Annotated in this window: 14 protein-coding genes; 13 read left to right on the forward strand and 1 reads right to left on the reverse strand. The window is 37.9% G+C overall.

The window, feature by feature from the left end:
- Nucleotides 1-171: 171 nt before the first annotated feature.
- The gene (locus IGJ87_RS06030; RefSeq protein WP_002295908.1) at nt 172-1,680 is read right to left on the reverse strand and encodes a DUF1846 domain-containing protein; all 1,509 of its coding nucleotides are present in this window, start codon (nt 1,678-1,680) and stop codon (nt 172-174) included.
- A 158-nt stretch (nt 1,681-1,838) separates the two neighbouring features.
- Between IGJ87_RS06030 and IGJ87_RS06035 the strand changes: the two genes are divergently transcribed.
- The 13 genes from IGJ87_RS06035 (at nt 1,839) to IGJ87_RS06095 (ending at nt 15,090) form a co-directional block, all read left to right on the forward strand.
- Nucleotides 1,839-2,030, forward strand: a complete 192-nt coding sequence (locus tag IGJ87_RS06035; RefSeq protein WP_002295907.1) for a hypothetical protein — start codon at nt 1,839-1,841, stop codon at nt 2,028-2,030.
- A 202-nt stretch (nt 2,031-2,232) separates the two neighbouring features.
- Nucleotides 2,233-3,150, forward strand: coding sequence for a coiled-coil domain-containing protein (locus IGJ87_RS06040; protein WP_002302013.1), 918 nt, complete (start codon nt 2,233-2,235; stop codon nt 3,148-3,150).
- A complete protein-coding gene (locus IGJ87_RS06045; RefSeq protein ID WP_104858058.1) occupies nt 3,143-4,216 on the forward strand; it encodes a hypothetical protein in 1,074 nt (357 codons plus the stop codon). The genes IGJ87_RS06040 and IGJ87_RS06045 overlap by 8 nt, the downstream gene beginning before the upstream one ends.
- Nucleotides 4,217-4,363: 147 nt before the next feature.
- Complete coding sequence (locus IGJ87_RS06050; RefSeq protein WP_002295904.1) at nt 4,364-4,882, forward strand: membrane protein; 519 nt, start codon at nt 4,364-4,366, stop codon at nt 4,880-4,882.
- Nucleotides 4,863-5,255, forward strand: coding sequence for a DUF4430 domain-containing protein (locus IGJ87_RS06055; protein ID WP_002295902.1), 393 nt, complete (start codon nt 4,863-4,865; stop codon nt 5,253-5,255). The genes IGJ87_RS06050 and IGJ87_RS06055 overlap by 20 nt, the downstream gene beginning before the upstream one ends.
- Nucleotides 5,256-5,330: 75 nt before the next feature.
- Nucleotides 5,331-6,266 carry a cation diffusion facilitator family transporter gene (locus IGJ87_RS06060; protein ID WP_002295900.1) on the forward strand — a complete coding sequence of 312 codons (936 nt, stop codon included), beginning with the start codon at nt 5,331-5,333 and terminating at the stop codon, nt 6,264-6,266.
- A 132-nt stretch (nt 6,267-6,398) separates the two neighbouring features.
- A complete protein-coding gene (locus tag IGJ87_RS06065; protein ID WP_002295898.1) occupies nt 6,399-7,178 on the forward strand; it encodes an AzlC family ABC transporter permease in 780 nt (259 codons plus the stop codon).
- A complete protein-coding gene (locus tag IGJ87_RS06070; protein WP_002295896.1) occupies nt 7,171-7,488 on the forward strand; it encodes an AzlD domain-containing protein in 318 nt (105 codons plus the stop codon). Before IGJ87_RS06065 ends, IGJ87_RS06070 begins: the two co-directional genes overlap by 8 nt.
- Nucleotides 7,489-7,731: 243 nt before the next feature.
- Entirely contained in the window at nt 7,732-9,342 is a 1,611-nt protein-coding gene (locus tag IGJ87_RS06075; RefSeq protein WP_002302018.1) for a polysaccharide biosynthesis protein, read from the forward strand.
- A 156-nt stretch (nt 9,343-9,498) separates the two neighbouring features.
- Nucleotides 9,499-10,347, forward strand: coding sequence for a DegV family protein (locus IGJ87_RS06080; RefSeq protein ID WP_002298432.1), 849 nt, complete (start codon nt 9,499-9,501; stop codon nt 10,345-10,347).
- Nucleotides 10,348-10,577: 230 nt separating this feature from the next.
- A complete protein-coding gene (locus tag IGJ87_RS06085; protein WP_002286073.1) occupies nt 10,578-11,057 on the forward strand; it encodes a DUF6530 family protein in 480 nt (159 codons plus the stop codon).
- A gap of 32 nt (nt 11,058-11,089) precedes the next feature.
- Nucleotides 11,090-13,318 carry an AAA family ATPase gene (locus IGJ87_RS06090; protein ID WP_104858059.1) on the forward strand — a complete coding sequence of 743 codons (2,229 nt, stop codon included), beginning with the start codon at nt 11,090-11,092 and terminating at the stop codon, nt 13,316-13,318.
- Between the two features lie 128 nt (nt 13,319-13,446).
- The gene (locus IGJ87_RS06095; protein ID WP_002302020.1) at nt 13,447-15,090 is read left to right on the forward strand and encodes a glycoside hydrolase family 13 protein; all 1,644 of its coding nucleotides are present in this window, start codon (nt 13,447-13,449) and stop codon (nt 15,088-15,090) included.
- The last annotated feature ends 69 nt before the right edge of the window (nt 15,091-15,159 follow it).

Here is a 15,159-nt window from a genome sequence, read left to right on the forward strand (position 1 = left end):
TAGTGAAATTTTCATTACTTTTTTAGAGTGAAACGCATTCATTTTCCATTAGAAAATAAAGCGAACAAAATAAAAGGTTCAAAAAGTGTAACGTCTTAGTAAAGTCTATAAAAAACGAAACTATTGATTAAGCTAATAGTTTCGTTTTCAACATTTATAAGTAAACTTTTTCTATTGGTAATATAGATTTTCGGAAGGGTAGACAGGTGCGCAGGTAATATCGATTCCTAGTTTTTTCAATGTTTGTTCATCATTTTTATTGACCATCACAGTAGAGTGGGCTTGTGCTCCCTCAAGTTCAGCTAGTTTATCATAAGCAACTTGAGCGATTGGATTCGTTACTGCACTGATTGATAAAGCGATCAAGACTTCATTGATGCTTAGTGCATCCAAAGAGGAATGAAGTGTCTTTGATTTCAATCCTTGTATTGTTTCAAGAACTAATGGTGACAATAAAGGAATGTCATCTGCGATATGGGCTAAATGTTTTACTGCATTTAAGATAACTGCCGCTGACGCATCCATCAATGAACTTGTACGCCCGGTAATGATGACTTCATCTGGTAATTCGATTGCAATCACAGCAGAAGGATCTTTTGTAGGACTTTGCGCTTGAATCTTATCTGCATAGTCATGGGCAGGGACTACCACGTTTCGGTCTTCAGGACGTAAACCGACTTCTTCCATAATCAGTTTGATTCGATTAACTGCTTCTTCATCGATCAATCCTTTTTTGAAGTCGCATTCTGTTTGGAAATAACGACGGATGATTTCTTGTTTAGAGGCTTCTTGGACAACGGTATCATCCACGATCCCAAATCCTACACGATTCACACCCATGTCAGTAGGAGATTGATAAACAGATTCTTTACCAGTAATTTTTTCAATAATACGTTTGATTACAGGAAATGTCTCAACATCCCGATTATAGTTCACAGCTACTTTATTGTAGGCATCAAAGTGGAAGGAATCGATCATATTGACATCTTTTAGATCGACTGTGGCTGCTTCATAAGCAATGTTCAGCGGATGTTTCAACGGAACATTCCATACTGGGAAAGTTTCGAACTTGGAGTAACCAGCTGCATGTCCTTTTTGGCTTTCATGATACAGTTGGTTCAAGCAAGTAGCGAGCTTTCCACTTCCTGGGCCAGGAGCTGTCACTACAACGATTGGTTTAGTTGTTTCAATATACTCATTTTTTCCAAAACCATCTTCTGAGACGATTTTTTCTACGTTGACTGGATAGTCTTCGATTTCTGAGTGTTTATAGACCTTGATGTTTCGTCTTTCTAGTTTATTGATAAAGACTTTCGTGGCAGGCTGTCCACTATAGCGAGTGATAACGACACTGTTGATTAATAAGCCATAACCACGTAATTCATCGATTAACCGCAAGATATCCATATCATAAGTAATCCCATAATCACCACGGATCTTATTACGTTCAATATCTCCAGCATAGACGCAAATCAGTATTTCAGCTTGATCTTTCAATTTTTGCAGCAATTTGATTTTCGCATCTTCTTCAAATCCTGGAAGTACACGTTTCGCATGCTTGTCGTCAACTAGCTTCCCACCAAATTCTAAATATAATTTGTCATAGTGGTTCACTCGTTCCAAAATATACGCTGACTGCTCTTCAATATATTTTTCTGAATCAAAACCAATTTTTTTCACTAGGTTCCCTCCTTAAGTACTAAAGCATTTTTTCATTTTTTTGAGGATTCGTCAACTGGAAGAGCGAAATTCCTCAAAAAAACAAAGAAAATGGTTTAAACCAACTTGTCTAGATAGTTATTCATTGGTATGATAGTTTTTGATAAGGAAGGTGCTACATGAAAAAAAGACAGAAAAAGAAAAACGCATATAAACACTATATCCGTTCGATTTTTACCGGTTATGAAAGAATGCTTGAAGATCCCGAATTGGAACAATTGACGTTTACTTATCTAAACGAAGAAACGCAGCTAACTCGTGATGAGCATCAGCGCATTCATTTCACAACAAGAGATCTGCCTAGTAAATAAAAAATAAGATAAAGGTCATTGGATTCGATTCTGTCCTATCAGATGGAAAGACTAGTTGATCGAAAAACAGGCTGTACCAAATTTTGGTGCAGCCTGTTTTATGGAGCATTGCCCGCTCTTTTTTATAACAATTTTTTACAGAAAATGGTACTATTGAAGTATTAATAAGTGAAAAACAGATGAGTAAGAGGAGGCAAGTAGTATGAAAGAGCCAGATACAAATGCAAATTATGAGCCAGACGAACTAGAGGAGACGAACGCGGATCAGGATACAGGACAAGAATCGTCTTCTTTTTACGATATCAAAGAAAAAGCAAGCATGAATCTTTCCCAATTATTAGAAGACTTACAGGCTTTTGAAAAAGCTGTCCGCGAAGAAGATATCCCTGAGATCTACCGTTTATACAATGGCCGATTGAATGAAGAATTAAAAAGAAGCTCAAATGAAAATCACGAGATCGATCAATTACTGATGCGTAAGATCCATGATCGTTTTTTACAGGAATTTCCTTTTATGGAACAAGTAGAAAGCATCTCGCCAACGATGAGCTATTACAAAATCGGCACTTATTACCATGATCGGCCCACGGTCGGTATTGATGCAAGTCTGCCAGAAATTTTTGTTTTGCCTAAGATCGATGAAGAGTGGGAGAAATATTCTCAACCGGAGTCAACGGACTATGACAAAAAAATCAATGAGCTAGACGCAAAGGTGATCACTGCTCAGACAGAAATTGAACGTTTAGATGAACAAATAAAAGAAATCAATCGACAAATGACTGATTTGAACGACAATAAAGGATTCTTGAATCGTAAAAAAATCGAGGAAGAAATTCAAGAATTAGAGAAGAAGAAGCAAGTACTATCTAATGAAAAATTAGGCTGGCTTCCTTATATTGAGACGCCTGAAACAATTCAGCAGCAAAAAGAAGCATTGCAGCAAGAAGCAAGAGCGGACCAGCTTCGTGCAGCCATCGTAGAAAAAGAACAAAGGCAAATCAGACGCTATTTCGGTAGCAAAGAGGGATTCGGTCAAGCAATCCATGAATTCTTGATGAATTATCTTGGCAATGAGAATCCTAATAATCAATCTAATGAAGGAGGTTCCGAGTATGAATGAACACGATGAAGCAGAATGGACAAAAAATGAAGAACAAACAGAAGATCATGAAGAAACGAACACTTCATTGGAAGAACAAACAAGTAATCCTCTGGATGACACAGAAGAAATCCCTATGCTAGAGGAAACAAAAATACACGAAAAAGAAAAAGTAACTCCGACGAATACGAATACTGCAGAAAACACCCATGCTTACGAAATAACTGAAAATCCCGGGTATTTAGAAGGAAAAGAGCAAGATCATCAAGATATCGTCATTTTGATTGAAACAGCGGAAGCAGAATTAGCGGATTTACGTATGAGAAAAGATTTGATCGAATCAGATTTTCCACAATTATTAGAATCATATGATCGTTTTATATTGAATGAAGAACCAATCTCCACGATCGGAAAGACAAGCCTGATCGAATACTTCACGTATGAATTACTGAAACCGTTGAATGATATTGGTCTGGAACGGTCAAATTCAGCTTATGACACATGGAAAACAAGACATTTTTCGATCAATTATACGTTGAATGGACAAAACGAATTAGTCTTTTCCTTTGTATTACCGACCATCGATCAACGATACCAAGTGGAATCGATGAGTCTCCTAAACGTATCACCAGAGACAATGGAAATCAATGTCCAAGATGACCGGGTGCTTTCTTTGATCCGACACTGGTCAGTGGATCGAGTATTCTCTGCAGGGCAGATCACGATATTCAATCACAAATTGAATCAATTATTAGCCCATGCAAGAACACTTGGTTTTACCGTTAATCAGACATTACTAGACAATACGAAGCCACTTCGTTTGAATCTTCAGAGCGAATTTGAATTGACGAATGAAGTATTGGATGATATTTTTATCGTGGCAATGAAAAATCCATCCTACGATATGGAAAAGATCAACGAAACTACTTATCAAGTACGATTAGATAAAGGACAGTCTTTAACGATAACAACAAACGAAAAAGATCAAACAGTCTTGTCGATCTCATCTGGAGACTACCCACGATCTGTCATTGATTTCTTTATCAATTACGAATTCTTGGTCCCATTAATGGTGAGAAAGTCCTGATTGGATAAGTTGGATTACCAGATGTCATTCAGATAATTCTGTTCCAAAGGACTTGCGGCAGTTATCCAGAATAATTGTCACAAGTCTTTTCTGTATGTACTAAATGGACGTGAATAACTTGCTGATGAAGGAGGGATTTCATTAGGAATGTCCACAAATAAAATAGCACAGCTTAGCTTATTGTCTGCTGCTTGTGTAGCAGGTAGGATCGCTTTTCAATTTATTCCGAATTTCCAGCCAATGACTGCTATTTTTTTATTTATAGTACTTTACTTAAGCTTAAAAGATGCGTTAATTGTCATGAGTCTTTCTATTGCGATCAGCAGTTTTTATTTTGGTGTTGGACCATGGGTCATCGGCCAATGGATCAGCTATACTGTTGTTCTGAGTTTGTTTTCAATCGTCTGCTTGAGAAAAACAGTGCAAAGGAATCTATGGTTAAAGGGAGTCTGTTTTTTTCTGGCGGGCATGGTTTACGGAATAGGTATGACCGTTTTTGATACGCTGTTATATCGTTTGCCTCAACCTTGGATCTATTACCTTCAAGGGGTGTCGTTTGATTTGATGCACAGTATAGGCAATGTTGTGTTCTTTCTTGTTTTTCTGCCAGTCGTCAAACGTTTTTACAATCATTCAGGAGGAAAAAATGAAAAAAATAATTTATAGTTTGCTTGCAATGAGTGTCAGTATACTCATTTTGACAAGTTGCAGTACAACCTATACACAATCGGCTTCCAACCAAAAGGAGGAAGTAAAAACATCGCAAAAAGCAACAATCACGTTACAAGAAAATGGTCAAAACTTTTCGGAAAAAGAAGTGGTCTTCAAAAAAGGCGATGATTTACTGAGTATTTTGAAACGAAATTTTGAAGTCAAAGAAGATAACGGCTTCATCACTTCGCTTGAAGGGCACTCACAGGATGAGAAAAATCAACTCTATTGGATGTTTACTGTGGACGGGAAAAGTGCTACTACTGGTGCCAAAGAGATCAAATTGAATGATGGACAATCGGTCATTTTCAATTTGTCTAAACTATAAGTTTCATAAAAAACTGTTAAAGGGCGAATATTGCCATAATTCAGTGAGTTCAGTTGATGAAAGAAGGAAAATAACATGGAAAATTTTAAAAAAAGCGGAATGTTTTCCGTAATTGCTGCTCTAGGGGCTAATATTCTAGTTGCTATCAGCAAATTTGTCGGCTATGCAATCAGTGGCAGTGCCGCCATGCTAAACGAAAGCATCCACAGTATCGTTGATTGCAGCAATCAGATTTTGCTGTTATTCGGTGATAAACAAGCCAATAAAGGACAGAGCGAGTTGCATCAATTTGGTGAAGGACGAGCAAAATACTTTTTCAGTACAATCGTCGCAATGATGCTTTTCTTCGGCGGTGGGGCACTTGGGGTGATGGAAGCTTTTGAAAAATTGACGCATCCATCCCATGAAGTGGGTAATCCGATCATTGTTATAGCAATACTGTTATTTGGTTTGGTAATCGAAGGAAGTTCGTTACGCGTGGCAATGAAAGAAATCAAAGAATTGAATACTGAAAAACTTTCCACGATGCGCTTTTTGCGCGAAAGTCGACACAGTGAAATACTGATTATTTTTACGGAAGACTTGTGTGCTGTAATCGGTTTGGTCTTGGCTTTAGCAGGAACAATATTGACTTATGCAACCGGGATTGCTGCATTTGATGCGATCAGCGGATTGCTGATCGGTTTCTTGCTGATGGGAGCCGCCATTTTCCTAGCAAAAGAATTTTATAGTCTGATCATCGGTGAAAGCGTGACAGCAAGCGATTTGTCAAAAATCAAGTTAGCCTTTGAACGACCTGAAATCAGTCGGCTAATTGATATCAAAACAGTTCATTTAAGTCCAACGGAGATTTTAGTTGCAGCAAAAGCAGATATCGTTGGTAACAAAGAGAATGAAGCTTACTCGGTCATCAACGATATTGAAAAAAATATGCGTCAGTCTCTTCCTGACAAGAAGATGTATATATACATTGAAACAGATAAATATGACCCAAATTATTCTCGTAAATAAAACGTTTATTCATGAATTGAAGCAAAAATGAGAAAAATATAATCTTGTTTTTAAATAAAACGGCTACAATTTAGCGAATTTATGTTACAATGAGTCCGCTGTTTATTTGTTGTAATTAAAGGAGATATTTTAATGAACAAAAAGAAAAGTGCGCCATGGCTTCAAGCTTTGCATGCAGTGATGCCACTTTGTATAAGCTATATACCAGTAGGATTAGCTTGCGGAGTATTGTTGCAAAAAGTTGGATTTGATCCTCTCTTATCAGGACTGTTATCGATTCTGGTCTTTTCCGGTGGCGCGCAGTTTTTAGTTGCATCTATGCTTACGACGCAAGCATCATTTGCAACGACATTATTGATGGTTTTCTTTTTAGAATTACGCTATACATTATTAGGAGCAAGTCTTGCCGGTTTTATGAAAAAAGAAAAGCGGACGTTTTTGGCTGTCTTTTCTCAATCACTGAATGATGAAAACTATGCGGTGAACTACTTAAAGTTTTCAACTGACCCTTCCTGGAATAAAAGAAAGGCTTTATATGTCAATTGGTTCTCAATGACTGCATGGGCCGGTAGCAATATGATCGGTAATTTTTTCGGCTCGGTGATTCGAGTAGATGCTGACCTTGTCCATTTTGCTTTGACGGCCATGTTCATTTTCATGTTTATCATGCAGATGAAAAGCGCACTACTGATCTTTACAGGTTTATTCTCAGGCGTATTAGGGGTCGTATTCATGGTATTATTCCAAAATACTTTCGGATTGATTGCAGCAACAGTCATTGCTTCATTTGCCGGATTTATGCTGGAGAAGGCATTCAAAAAAGAAAAAGCTAAGAAACTAAGAGACCGCGGTAAAGATGTCAATGAGCCGCTCTTCAACTTCCCGGAACAGGAGGCCAATCACCATGACTAAATTATATTTGCTACTTTTAGTTGCTTGTCTGTTCATCGTGGCATATATCCCGCGCTTGTTCCCGATGCTTTATTTTACTCATCGAAAAGTGCCATCCTGGTTCAGTGACTGGATGAAATATGTACCGGTGGCATTATTTGCGGCGTTAGCTTTTAAAGATGTTTTCATTACTCATGAACATCTGGATATTGCTTGGAATATCAAAATAGCTGCAATGATTCTAGTAGCAGGCGTGGCTTACAAAACACGTTCGATGGCGTTGTCAGTTTTGACAGGACTTGCGTCTGTCTTTTTGCTGTCTATGCTTTAAACTGTTTTATTTTATTAAAAACAGAGATTGCGACATAAGTTGTTCAAACTGATCTATCCGAACTGCATTTGCAACAGTCAATTCTGGATGCAAGTTTATTCGTAGGGATAAAAAAGATTAGTGTTGGCTTATGATGCAAGCTCTTTTTTATTTTAGGAATTAGAGAGGGATTTGTCCTTCTATGATTTTTTGCTATAATAGGGAAGATGTTTATTTTATGAAAGAATAGTTGAGGGAATTTAAATGAATAAAAAATTGATGCAAGGAACATTTTGGCTAACCTTTGCTAATCTTCTATGTAAAGTTTTAGGGGTAGTCTATTTGATTCCCTGGCTAAGTATGATGGGGAACAATCAAGATGGTATGCTTGCTACGACATTGTATAATGTTGGCTATCTTCCTTATGGATTGTTCCTGATGCTTGGTACAGTCGGATTTCCAAATGCGATTGCAAAAAAAGTAGCTGTAGCCACAAAAGAAGGAGATAACGCTGCTTGTCGGCTGATTTTTAGAAGTACGATCAATATCATGTTTGTCATCGGTATCGCCTCTGCTGCACTGATGTATTTATTTGCTCCTTTACTAGCCGGAATCAGTCCGATTGCTAACGTTAATAATGGGATACTAGCTATCAGAAGTTTATGCCCATCTTTGATTGCTATCCCAATTCTTAGTGCAATGAGAGGATATTTCCAAGGAAAAAATGATCTGCGGCCTTATGGAACTTCTTTGATTATCGAACAGGCTGTGCGAGTGATCGTTATCTTGGCTGGTACTTATTACTTGCGCGTATTGACTGACGGAACCATATTAGAAGCTGTATTGATCAGTACAGTCGCTTCTTTCTTCGGTGGGTTAGCTGCGATTATCCATATGTATATCGTCGGACGCAGAAAAGACTTCTTCGAACTTAAAGATTTTTTGATTTCCAGCCGTTATTTCGAAAGAGAAAACCGATCTGCCTCTGTCTCTATCATTCGGGAAACACTACCGTTTATTTTTGTCGGCTCAGTCATTACTATCGTTCAAATGATCGACCAAGTAACGATGAAACCACTGCTTCACTTTTTCCGTCCAGAGATCGCAGATCAGCAACTGGAATTCTTATTCAGCCGTGCTTCTGTCAATCCAAATAAATTGACATTGATCCTGATCTCCATGGTAGGAACAGTAGCTATAAGCAGCTTGCCAATATTAAGCACGATGAAGAAAAAAGATCGGATACAAATCGAAAAAACAGTAGGAGATAGTTTTTCGATTGCGTTATTGATTCTTCTTCCTTCATTGACTGGAATGTCTTTATTAGCTGGACCACTATACACATTGTTTTTTGGCTATGATCCTGAAAGTGTCGGATATTTCCAAATGGCTTTGCTAGCTTCTTTGTTTTTCTCTTTATTCACGATCCAATCTACGATGCTTCAATCTTTGAATCACCATCGTTTTGCGATCCGATTAACTGTAGAAGCAATTATCCTGAAAGTCATCTTCGAAGTAATCGGATTAGGATTAGTTGGAGGATACGGGATGAGCTTATCAAATGGCTTAGCATTCGGTATTGTCTTTGTTCGCGGCTATCACTTTATGTGCAAAGAATACCGAATAGCACCTTTAGCAAAGATCAGCAATTTTTTCTTAAAAACTTTCCGCTCCACCCTGATTATGCTTGCAGTATGTTTTGCCGTTTTCTTTTTGCTGAATCAGCGATTGTCAATGGAATCAAAAAGCTATGCAATGATTTATTGTGTGGCTGTAGGAAGTATTGGCGGCTTAGTATTTTTATTTTCTCAATTCGGAAAAAATGGGTTTCGAATGTTGAAAAATGTTAAACATCATAGCAGAAGCAAAGAATAGGTTAACTAATCGTTTTTTGCTGTCACTTGAAAAACGGCAACTCGTATGATTACGCTTGTCGTTTTTCTATTTTCCAATTTTAGTTTCATATCTAATCTTACTTATGATATAGTTATAAGGTCTGGAAAAATTCTTTGAAACGAGGAAATTAAACACATGAAACTTGCAGTAGTTACAGATAGTTCGGCATATCTGCCGGAACGTATCAAGAACCATCCCGACTTATTCGTTATTCCAATCCCTTTGATTATGGATGGGAAAATTTATAACGAAGGAATCGATATCGAAGCGGATGAATATTATGGACTTTTAAAAAACAGTAAAGATTTTCCTACTACTTCACAACCTGTCGTAGGGGAAGTTTTGGGTTTATATGAGGAATTGAAAGAGAAAGGGTATGACACGATTTTAAGTATCCATCTTTCTTCAGGGATTTCTGGCTTTGTCAACACATTATTTGCGATGAAAGATGACATCAGCGGAGTAACGGTCATTCCTTATGACTCTAAGATCACTAGTATGCCGATGGGACACATGGTAGAAGCTGCCTTAGACTTAAATGATGAAGGTCAGTCCCTTGATGAAATACTTGCACATGTCGATCGAATCCGAGATAATACCTACGCTTATCTGATTGTAGATGATTTGAACAATTTAGTACGAGGAGGACGTTTGACAAATGGTGCAGCGCTGATTGGCAGCTTATTAAAAATCAAACCGATCCTGACATTTTCTGAAGGGAAAATTGTTTTATTCGAAAAAATCCGTTCAAGTAAAAAAGCATTTGCTCGAGCTGAAGAAATTATTGGTAGAAGAAATAACGAAATACAACCGCCAGTCAAACTTTACGTTATACATGCAAATAATTTAGAAGTAGCGATTGCGGAGAAAGAGAAATTGCAGAAAAAATATCCAAATGCAGAAATCGAAATTGGTCATTTCGGACCAGTCATTGGTACACATTTAGGTGAAAAAGCCATCGGCATTGCCATTTCAGCGCAATAATTCCTTTTATTCAAAAAACATACCAAAAATATTCCAACATCATCTTGGACTTTCTACATGTTACTAATGAGCGTGTAAAAGAACGAGATGGTGTTTTTATTTCTATCAACGAAGCTCTTTTTCTTTGCAATCCACACTTCAATCCTCTATAATGTCGCATATAGTTTAGTAAATGAGTAAACTACTAATTTACTTATTTACTAAAAATAAAAGGATGAGGAGTTAAAATAATGGAAATACCAACAAATTTAAAACATAAACCAGTAATCGTTGTAGAAGACTATGATAAAGTTGATGGAAGAAATGCATTAAATACGGACGCAAAAGGGCTTTCTCTGGGCCTTGCTCAGTGGAATGATCGTGGAAAAGTCGATATCTCAGGCAAGGTATGGCGACATACTGGAGAAAAATGGTCACGACAGTCGGAAGAATTACCAATCACACGTATTTTAGATTTAGCGATCTTAGCTGCGCAAGGAAGTTTATACTTCCAAGATGCTTATCGCTATGAAAAATTTTATGATCCAGAAAATCCAGTCGTAGACATCATTGGATTGCAAGGGAACCGAATGACGGTAGAAGTAGATACCAAAAATCCAAAGATCGATGAAGACATCATTTTGTATTACGATACACTACAAAAAGACGGAGAACTGATTGGGGAACGATTCCGTATTTTAAAACGTCTTTTAGATGAGCTAGGATATTAATAGACAGAGATGATCAAAAGGGGAAGAGAAGCATGGAGAATTTCTCACTAACAGAAAACCGAACCTTTTCACGGCTAGAAAAGCAAATGATCTGGAAGAAACCGAAAAGCCATCGGACAAGTGCAGAAGAATGGCGGATCGCCTCCGAAATTAAAGGGAATTGGCAAGATCCTGAAATGAAAGTCAGTAACGTACTTTTGGAAGGAGATGCCGGGTCGGGGAAGACACAATTAGCCAAAGCACTATCTGCTGATCTGCAACTTCCCTATACAAAAGTGACCTGTTTTGCAGATATGGACAAATCAGATGTTTTCGGAGCCTTATTACCTGTAGTAGATTCTAATAAGGAACAAGACCAAGAATTACTAGAAGCTATTTACCAAACAGATACACTTGAAGCTGTACTGACACTGATCCAGAACCATTACGGCATTGATCCTTTTTCTGCTAAAGAAAAATTAGCAGAGCTAGTTCAAAGGATCGAAGCTGATTATCCAGATGCAATCCATTACAGCTATTATCCTTCTGAAATCGTTCGAGCGATTGAAAAAGGATATTTATTAGAGATTCAAGAGCCGACTGTCATCCGAGATGCCTCTGTTCTTGTGGCACTTAACTCAGCGCTTGAACCAAATGGGATGTTGAATTTACCGACAGGAATCATTCGTCGCCATCCAGATTGCGTCATTGTGATCACTACAAATCGAAATTACCAAGGAAATCGTCCATTAAATGAATCTTTAAGAGATCGGATGCAACATGCGGAAAAAATGGATCTTCCTGCCTTAAAAGTCATGGCAGAACGTGCGATGGCGAAAACCATGATCCAAAAACAAGAACTTCTCTTAAAGATGGCAGAGATTATCCGTTTGTTGGATGAAACTGCAAAAGCTAACGCCATCAAAGGTGTAGCAGGAATGCGTTCTTATTTTTATTGGGCAAATACCTATAAGCAAGGACAAGATTTACTCCAGTCGATTTATCCAAAAGTTTTGTATAAATTATCCACTGATCCAGATGAATTGGCAATTCTTGAACAAGCTTTGTCTGACAGTGGATTGCTACTGGAACTTCAGGACATATTGAGAAAAGAAAAATGGGGTCATCCTCAATCTGAGCATACAAAAGGAAGAACCATTAGCGCCGAAGAAGCAAATGAACGAAACATCACTGAAAATGCTGAAGAAATTCTGCGCTTAGATGAAAAGAAATCGTTGTCTGCTGAAGAACCAAATGAGGGAGAAGAGAAACAAGAAGAAACAATAGAAAAAAACGAGTTTCCTCCTCAAATGCAAAAAGAACGCAGTAGCGATATCGAAGGAAAAAATCAAAAAGAACAACAAACAGGAGATGATTCTCAAGAAATGTCTGCTTCTGACATGGAAGCACATGATAAGGAAATCAAGAAGCAACTGAATAAAGAAGCGCGACAAATCATGAAGGAAACGATTCATGAAAAAGAAGGTCTCATCGTTCACCGACCATCTTTCCAAGGAAAAACGCCGGAAGTACGTGAGCTACACATGCAAGTAATGCCAATAGTAGAATCACTTAGCCGACAAATTTTAGAGTTACTGGATAATGAACAAACAGAGACGTACCAAAAAGGAAAATACGAAGGTCAGCGGTTCAATGCAAGCAAAGTAGCATATGGTGATTTGAGGAATTTTGACAAAAAGAACCCGCCACATGAGCAACCTTCTTTAGCGGTAGCTGTACGGATCGATGAATCTGGGTCAATGATACGGGATGATCGGATCGAAGCGGCAAAAAAAGCAGCGATTGCCATTGCCGAATTTTCTAAGAAAGTCGATATCCCATTGTTGATTTACGGAGATACAGCAGACCGTTCGTCAAGAGAAAAGACTTCTTTGTTTTCTTATAAAGAATTTGAAGACGGATTTCAATGGTTAAATGAAAAATTAGTCACTATGAAACCAAGGCAAAACAATCGTGATGGTGCGGCACTTCGTTTAGCAGCAGAAAAATTAAACAGACAATCCGCAACAACCAAACTGTTGCTTAATATTAGTGACGGTCAGCCAAAAGCGTTGCCGGATTATACAGGCAAAAAAGCAAAAGAAGATATCCAGTCTGTTTTGAAAGAATATGAGCGTCAAGGAATCCTATTTGTCTCCGCAGCTATTGGCCAAGACAAAGAAGAAATCAAGTCGATCTACGGTGAAAGTCGTTTTGTAGATATTACTGACTTGAATGAATTTCCCAAGCAAATGATTCAACTGATTGCCCGCTATCTATGATAAAATAAAGCTCAACGAACGCACTTAGCAGATTCATTGAGCTTTTCGTTTCTAGTTACCGGTAACAAGGATACTTCTAAAATAGAATCGGTTATAATCAAGAGGGACCGTTAAAGGAGTGAAACGATATGATACAAGAACAAAAATGGTGGAAAGAAGCAGTAGGCTATCAAATCTATCCTGCTAGTTTCAAAGATAGCAACGGCAATGGTCAAGGAGACATCAATGGGATCCGTGAAAAACTTAATTATTTGAAAGATCTTGGTATCGGCTTTATCTGGATCAATCCGATCTATCAATCTCCATTTGTCGATAATGGTTATGACGTAAGTGACTATCAAGATATAGAAGAGAGATTCGGAACGATGGAAGATTTTGATTTATTGCTAAAAGAAGCACATGAATTAGGGATCAAAGTGATTATGGATCTTGTCATCAATCATAGTTCGGATCAGCATCAATGGTTTGAAGAATCGAAAAAATCTAAAGAAAGCCCGTATCGCGATTATTACATTTGGGTCGACGGGGTAGATGGCAAAGAACCGAATAATTGGACATCGATTTTCGGCGGTTCTGCTTGGGAGTATTCTCATGAAACTGGACAGTATTATCTGCATGTTTTTGCAAAAGAACAACCAGACTTAAATTGGGAAAGCGAGAAATTGAAAGAAGAACTATTCAATATGATCCGATGGTGGTTGGATAAAGGGATAGATGGATTTCGTTTAGATGCGATTTCTCATGTAAAAAAAGATGAATATTCAGTAAAAGCCACAGAGAACCCTTTCTCACCCTTTCAAAATGTCTCAGGAATCGAAGAACATTTGACCGATTTGAAACATGTTTTTGAAGAGTACGATATCATGACTGTCGGAGAAGCAAGTGGTGTCACTGCAGAAGAAGGACCACAATGGGTAGGGAAAGACGGTTATTTCGATATGATATTCGAATTTGATCATATCCATATCTGGCAGCAAGAAAAAGAAGGGCAATTAGATGTCCTTAAATTGAAACATGCATTAAGCGCTTGGCAAACTTCATTGGATGGTATCGGATGGAACGCTTTATATATGGAAAACCATGATGTTCCTCGTGCCGTTTCAGTGTTTGGAGATACTCGTCCCGAGTTTTGGGCTATGTCTGCAAAAGCAATCGCTATGATGTATTTCTTTTTGCAAGGTACGCCATTTATTTATCAAGGACAGGAAATCGGAATGACGAATATGCCCTTTGAATCGATCGATCAAGTTGATGCAGTAGATTCGAAAAGACTTTATAAAAGGCTGCTTGCGGAAGGTAAGACAAGAGAAGAAGCATTGGATATCATTCGTGAAACAACGAGAGACAACAGCAGGACACCCATGCAATGGACTTCGGAACAATATGCTGGTTTTTCTACACATGAACCTTGGCTGATCACTAATCCAAATACCAAAACGATCAATGTAGAACAACAAGAATATGAACCAGAGTCGGTCCTGCAATTCTATAAGAACATGATCCGCATTAGACAAACCAATAAAGGTCTGATATACGGTTCTTATAAAGAATATCTTCATGAACATCCACAACTTTATGTCTATGAAAGATATTTAGAAGATGAACAATATCTTATTATGGTAAACTTAACAGAATCACTTGCTGACTATGAACTTCCAAAAGAAGCAGATCAGTCCTGGACATTACTCTTGTCAAATTCCTCTAGCGGAGAATTTGAAGCTAAAGGCATACTAGCACCTTATGAAGCTCGGTTATATAAAACAAACAAGTAAAACTTCCTCGTTAAAGTTCATTAGTTGGACTTTGCGAGGAAGTTTTTCAGATTGCTCTGTCAATTACTC

It is taken from the genome of Enterococcus sp. DIV1411a, assembly GCF_050531945.1.
In the GTDB taxonomy this organism is placed as follows: domain Bacteria; phylum Bacillota; class Bacilli; order Lactobacillales; family Enterococcaceae; genus Enterococcus_B; species Enterococcus_B faecium.

Coding starts and splice junctions, on each gene's coding strand:
- IGJ87_RS06035 (WP_002295907.1), top strand. CDS start 1,839: ATGAAAAAAAGACAGAAAAAGAAAAACGCATATAAACACTATATCCGT.
- IGJ87_RS06040 (WP_002302013.1), top strand. CDS start 2,233: ATGAAAGAGCCAGATACAAATGCAAATTATGAGCCAGACGAACTAGAG.
- IGJ87_RS06045 (WP_104858058.1), top strand. CDS start 3,143: ATGAATGAACACGATGAAGCAGAATGGACAAAAAATGAAGAACAAACA.
- IGJ87_RS06050 (WP_002295904.1), top strand. CDS start 4,364: ATGTCCACAAATAAAATAGCACAGCTTAGCTTATTGTCTGCTGCTTGT.
- IGJ87_RS06055 (WP_002295902.1), top strand. CDS start 4,863: ATGAAAAAAATAATTTATAGTTTGCTTGCAATGAGTGTCAGTATACTC.
- IGJ87_RS06060 (WP_002295900.1), top strand. CDS start 5,331: ATGGAAAATTTTAAAAAAAGCGGAATGTTTTCCGTAATTGCTGCTCTA.
- IGJ87_RS06065 (WP_002295898.1), top strand. CDS start 6,399: ATGAACAAAAAGAAAAGTGCGCCATGGCTTCAAGCTTTGCATGCAGTG.
- IGJ87_RS06070 (WP_002295896.1), top strand. CDS start 7,171: ATGACTAAATTATATTTGCTACTTTTAGTTGCTTGTCTGTTCATCGTG.
- IGJ87_RS06075 (WP_002302018.1), top strand. CDS start 7,732: ATGAATAAAAAATTGATGCAAGGAACATTTTGGCTAACCTTTGCTAAT.
- IGJ87_RS06080 (WP_002298432.1), top strand. CDS start 9,499: ATGAAACTTGCAGTAGTTACAGATAGTTCGGCATATCTGCCGGAACGT.
- IGJ87_RS06085 (WP_002286073.1), top strand. CDS start 10,578: ATGGAAATACCAACAAATTTAAAACATAAACCAGTAATCGTTGTAGAA.
- IGJ87_RS06090 (WP_104858059.1), top strand. CDS start 11,090: ATGGAGAATTTCTCACTAACAGAAAACCGAACCTTTTCACGGCTAGAA.
- IGJ87_RS06095 (WP_002302020.1), top strand. CDS start 13,447: ATGATACAAGAACAAAAATGGTGGAAAGAAGCAGTAGGCTATCAAATC.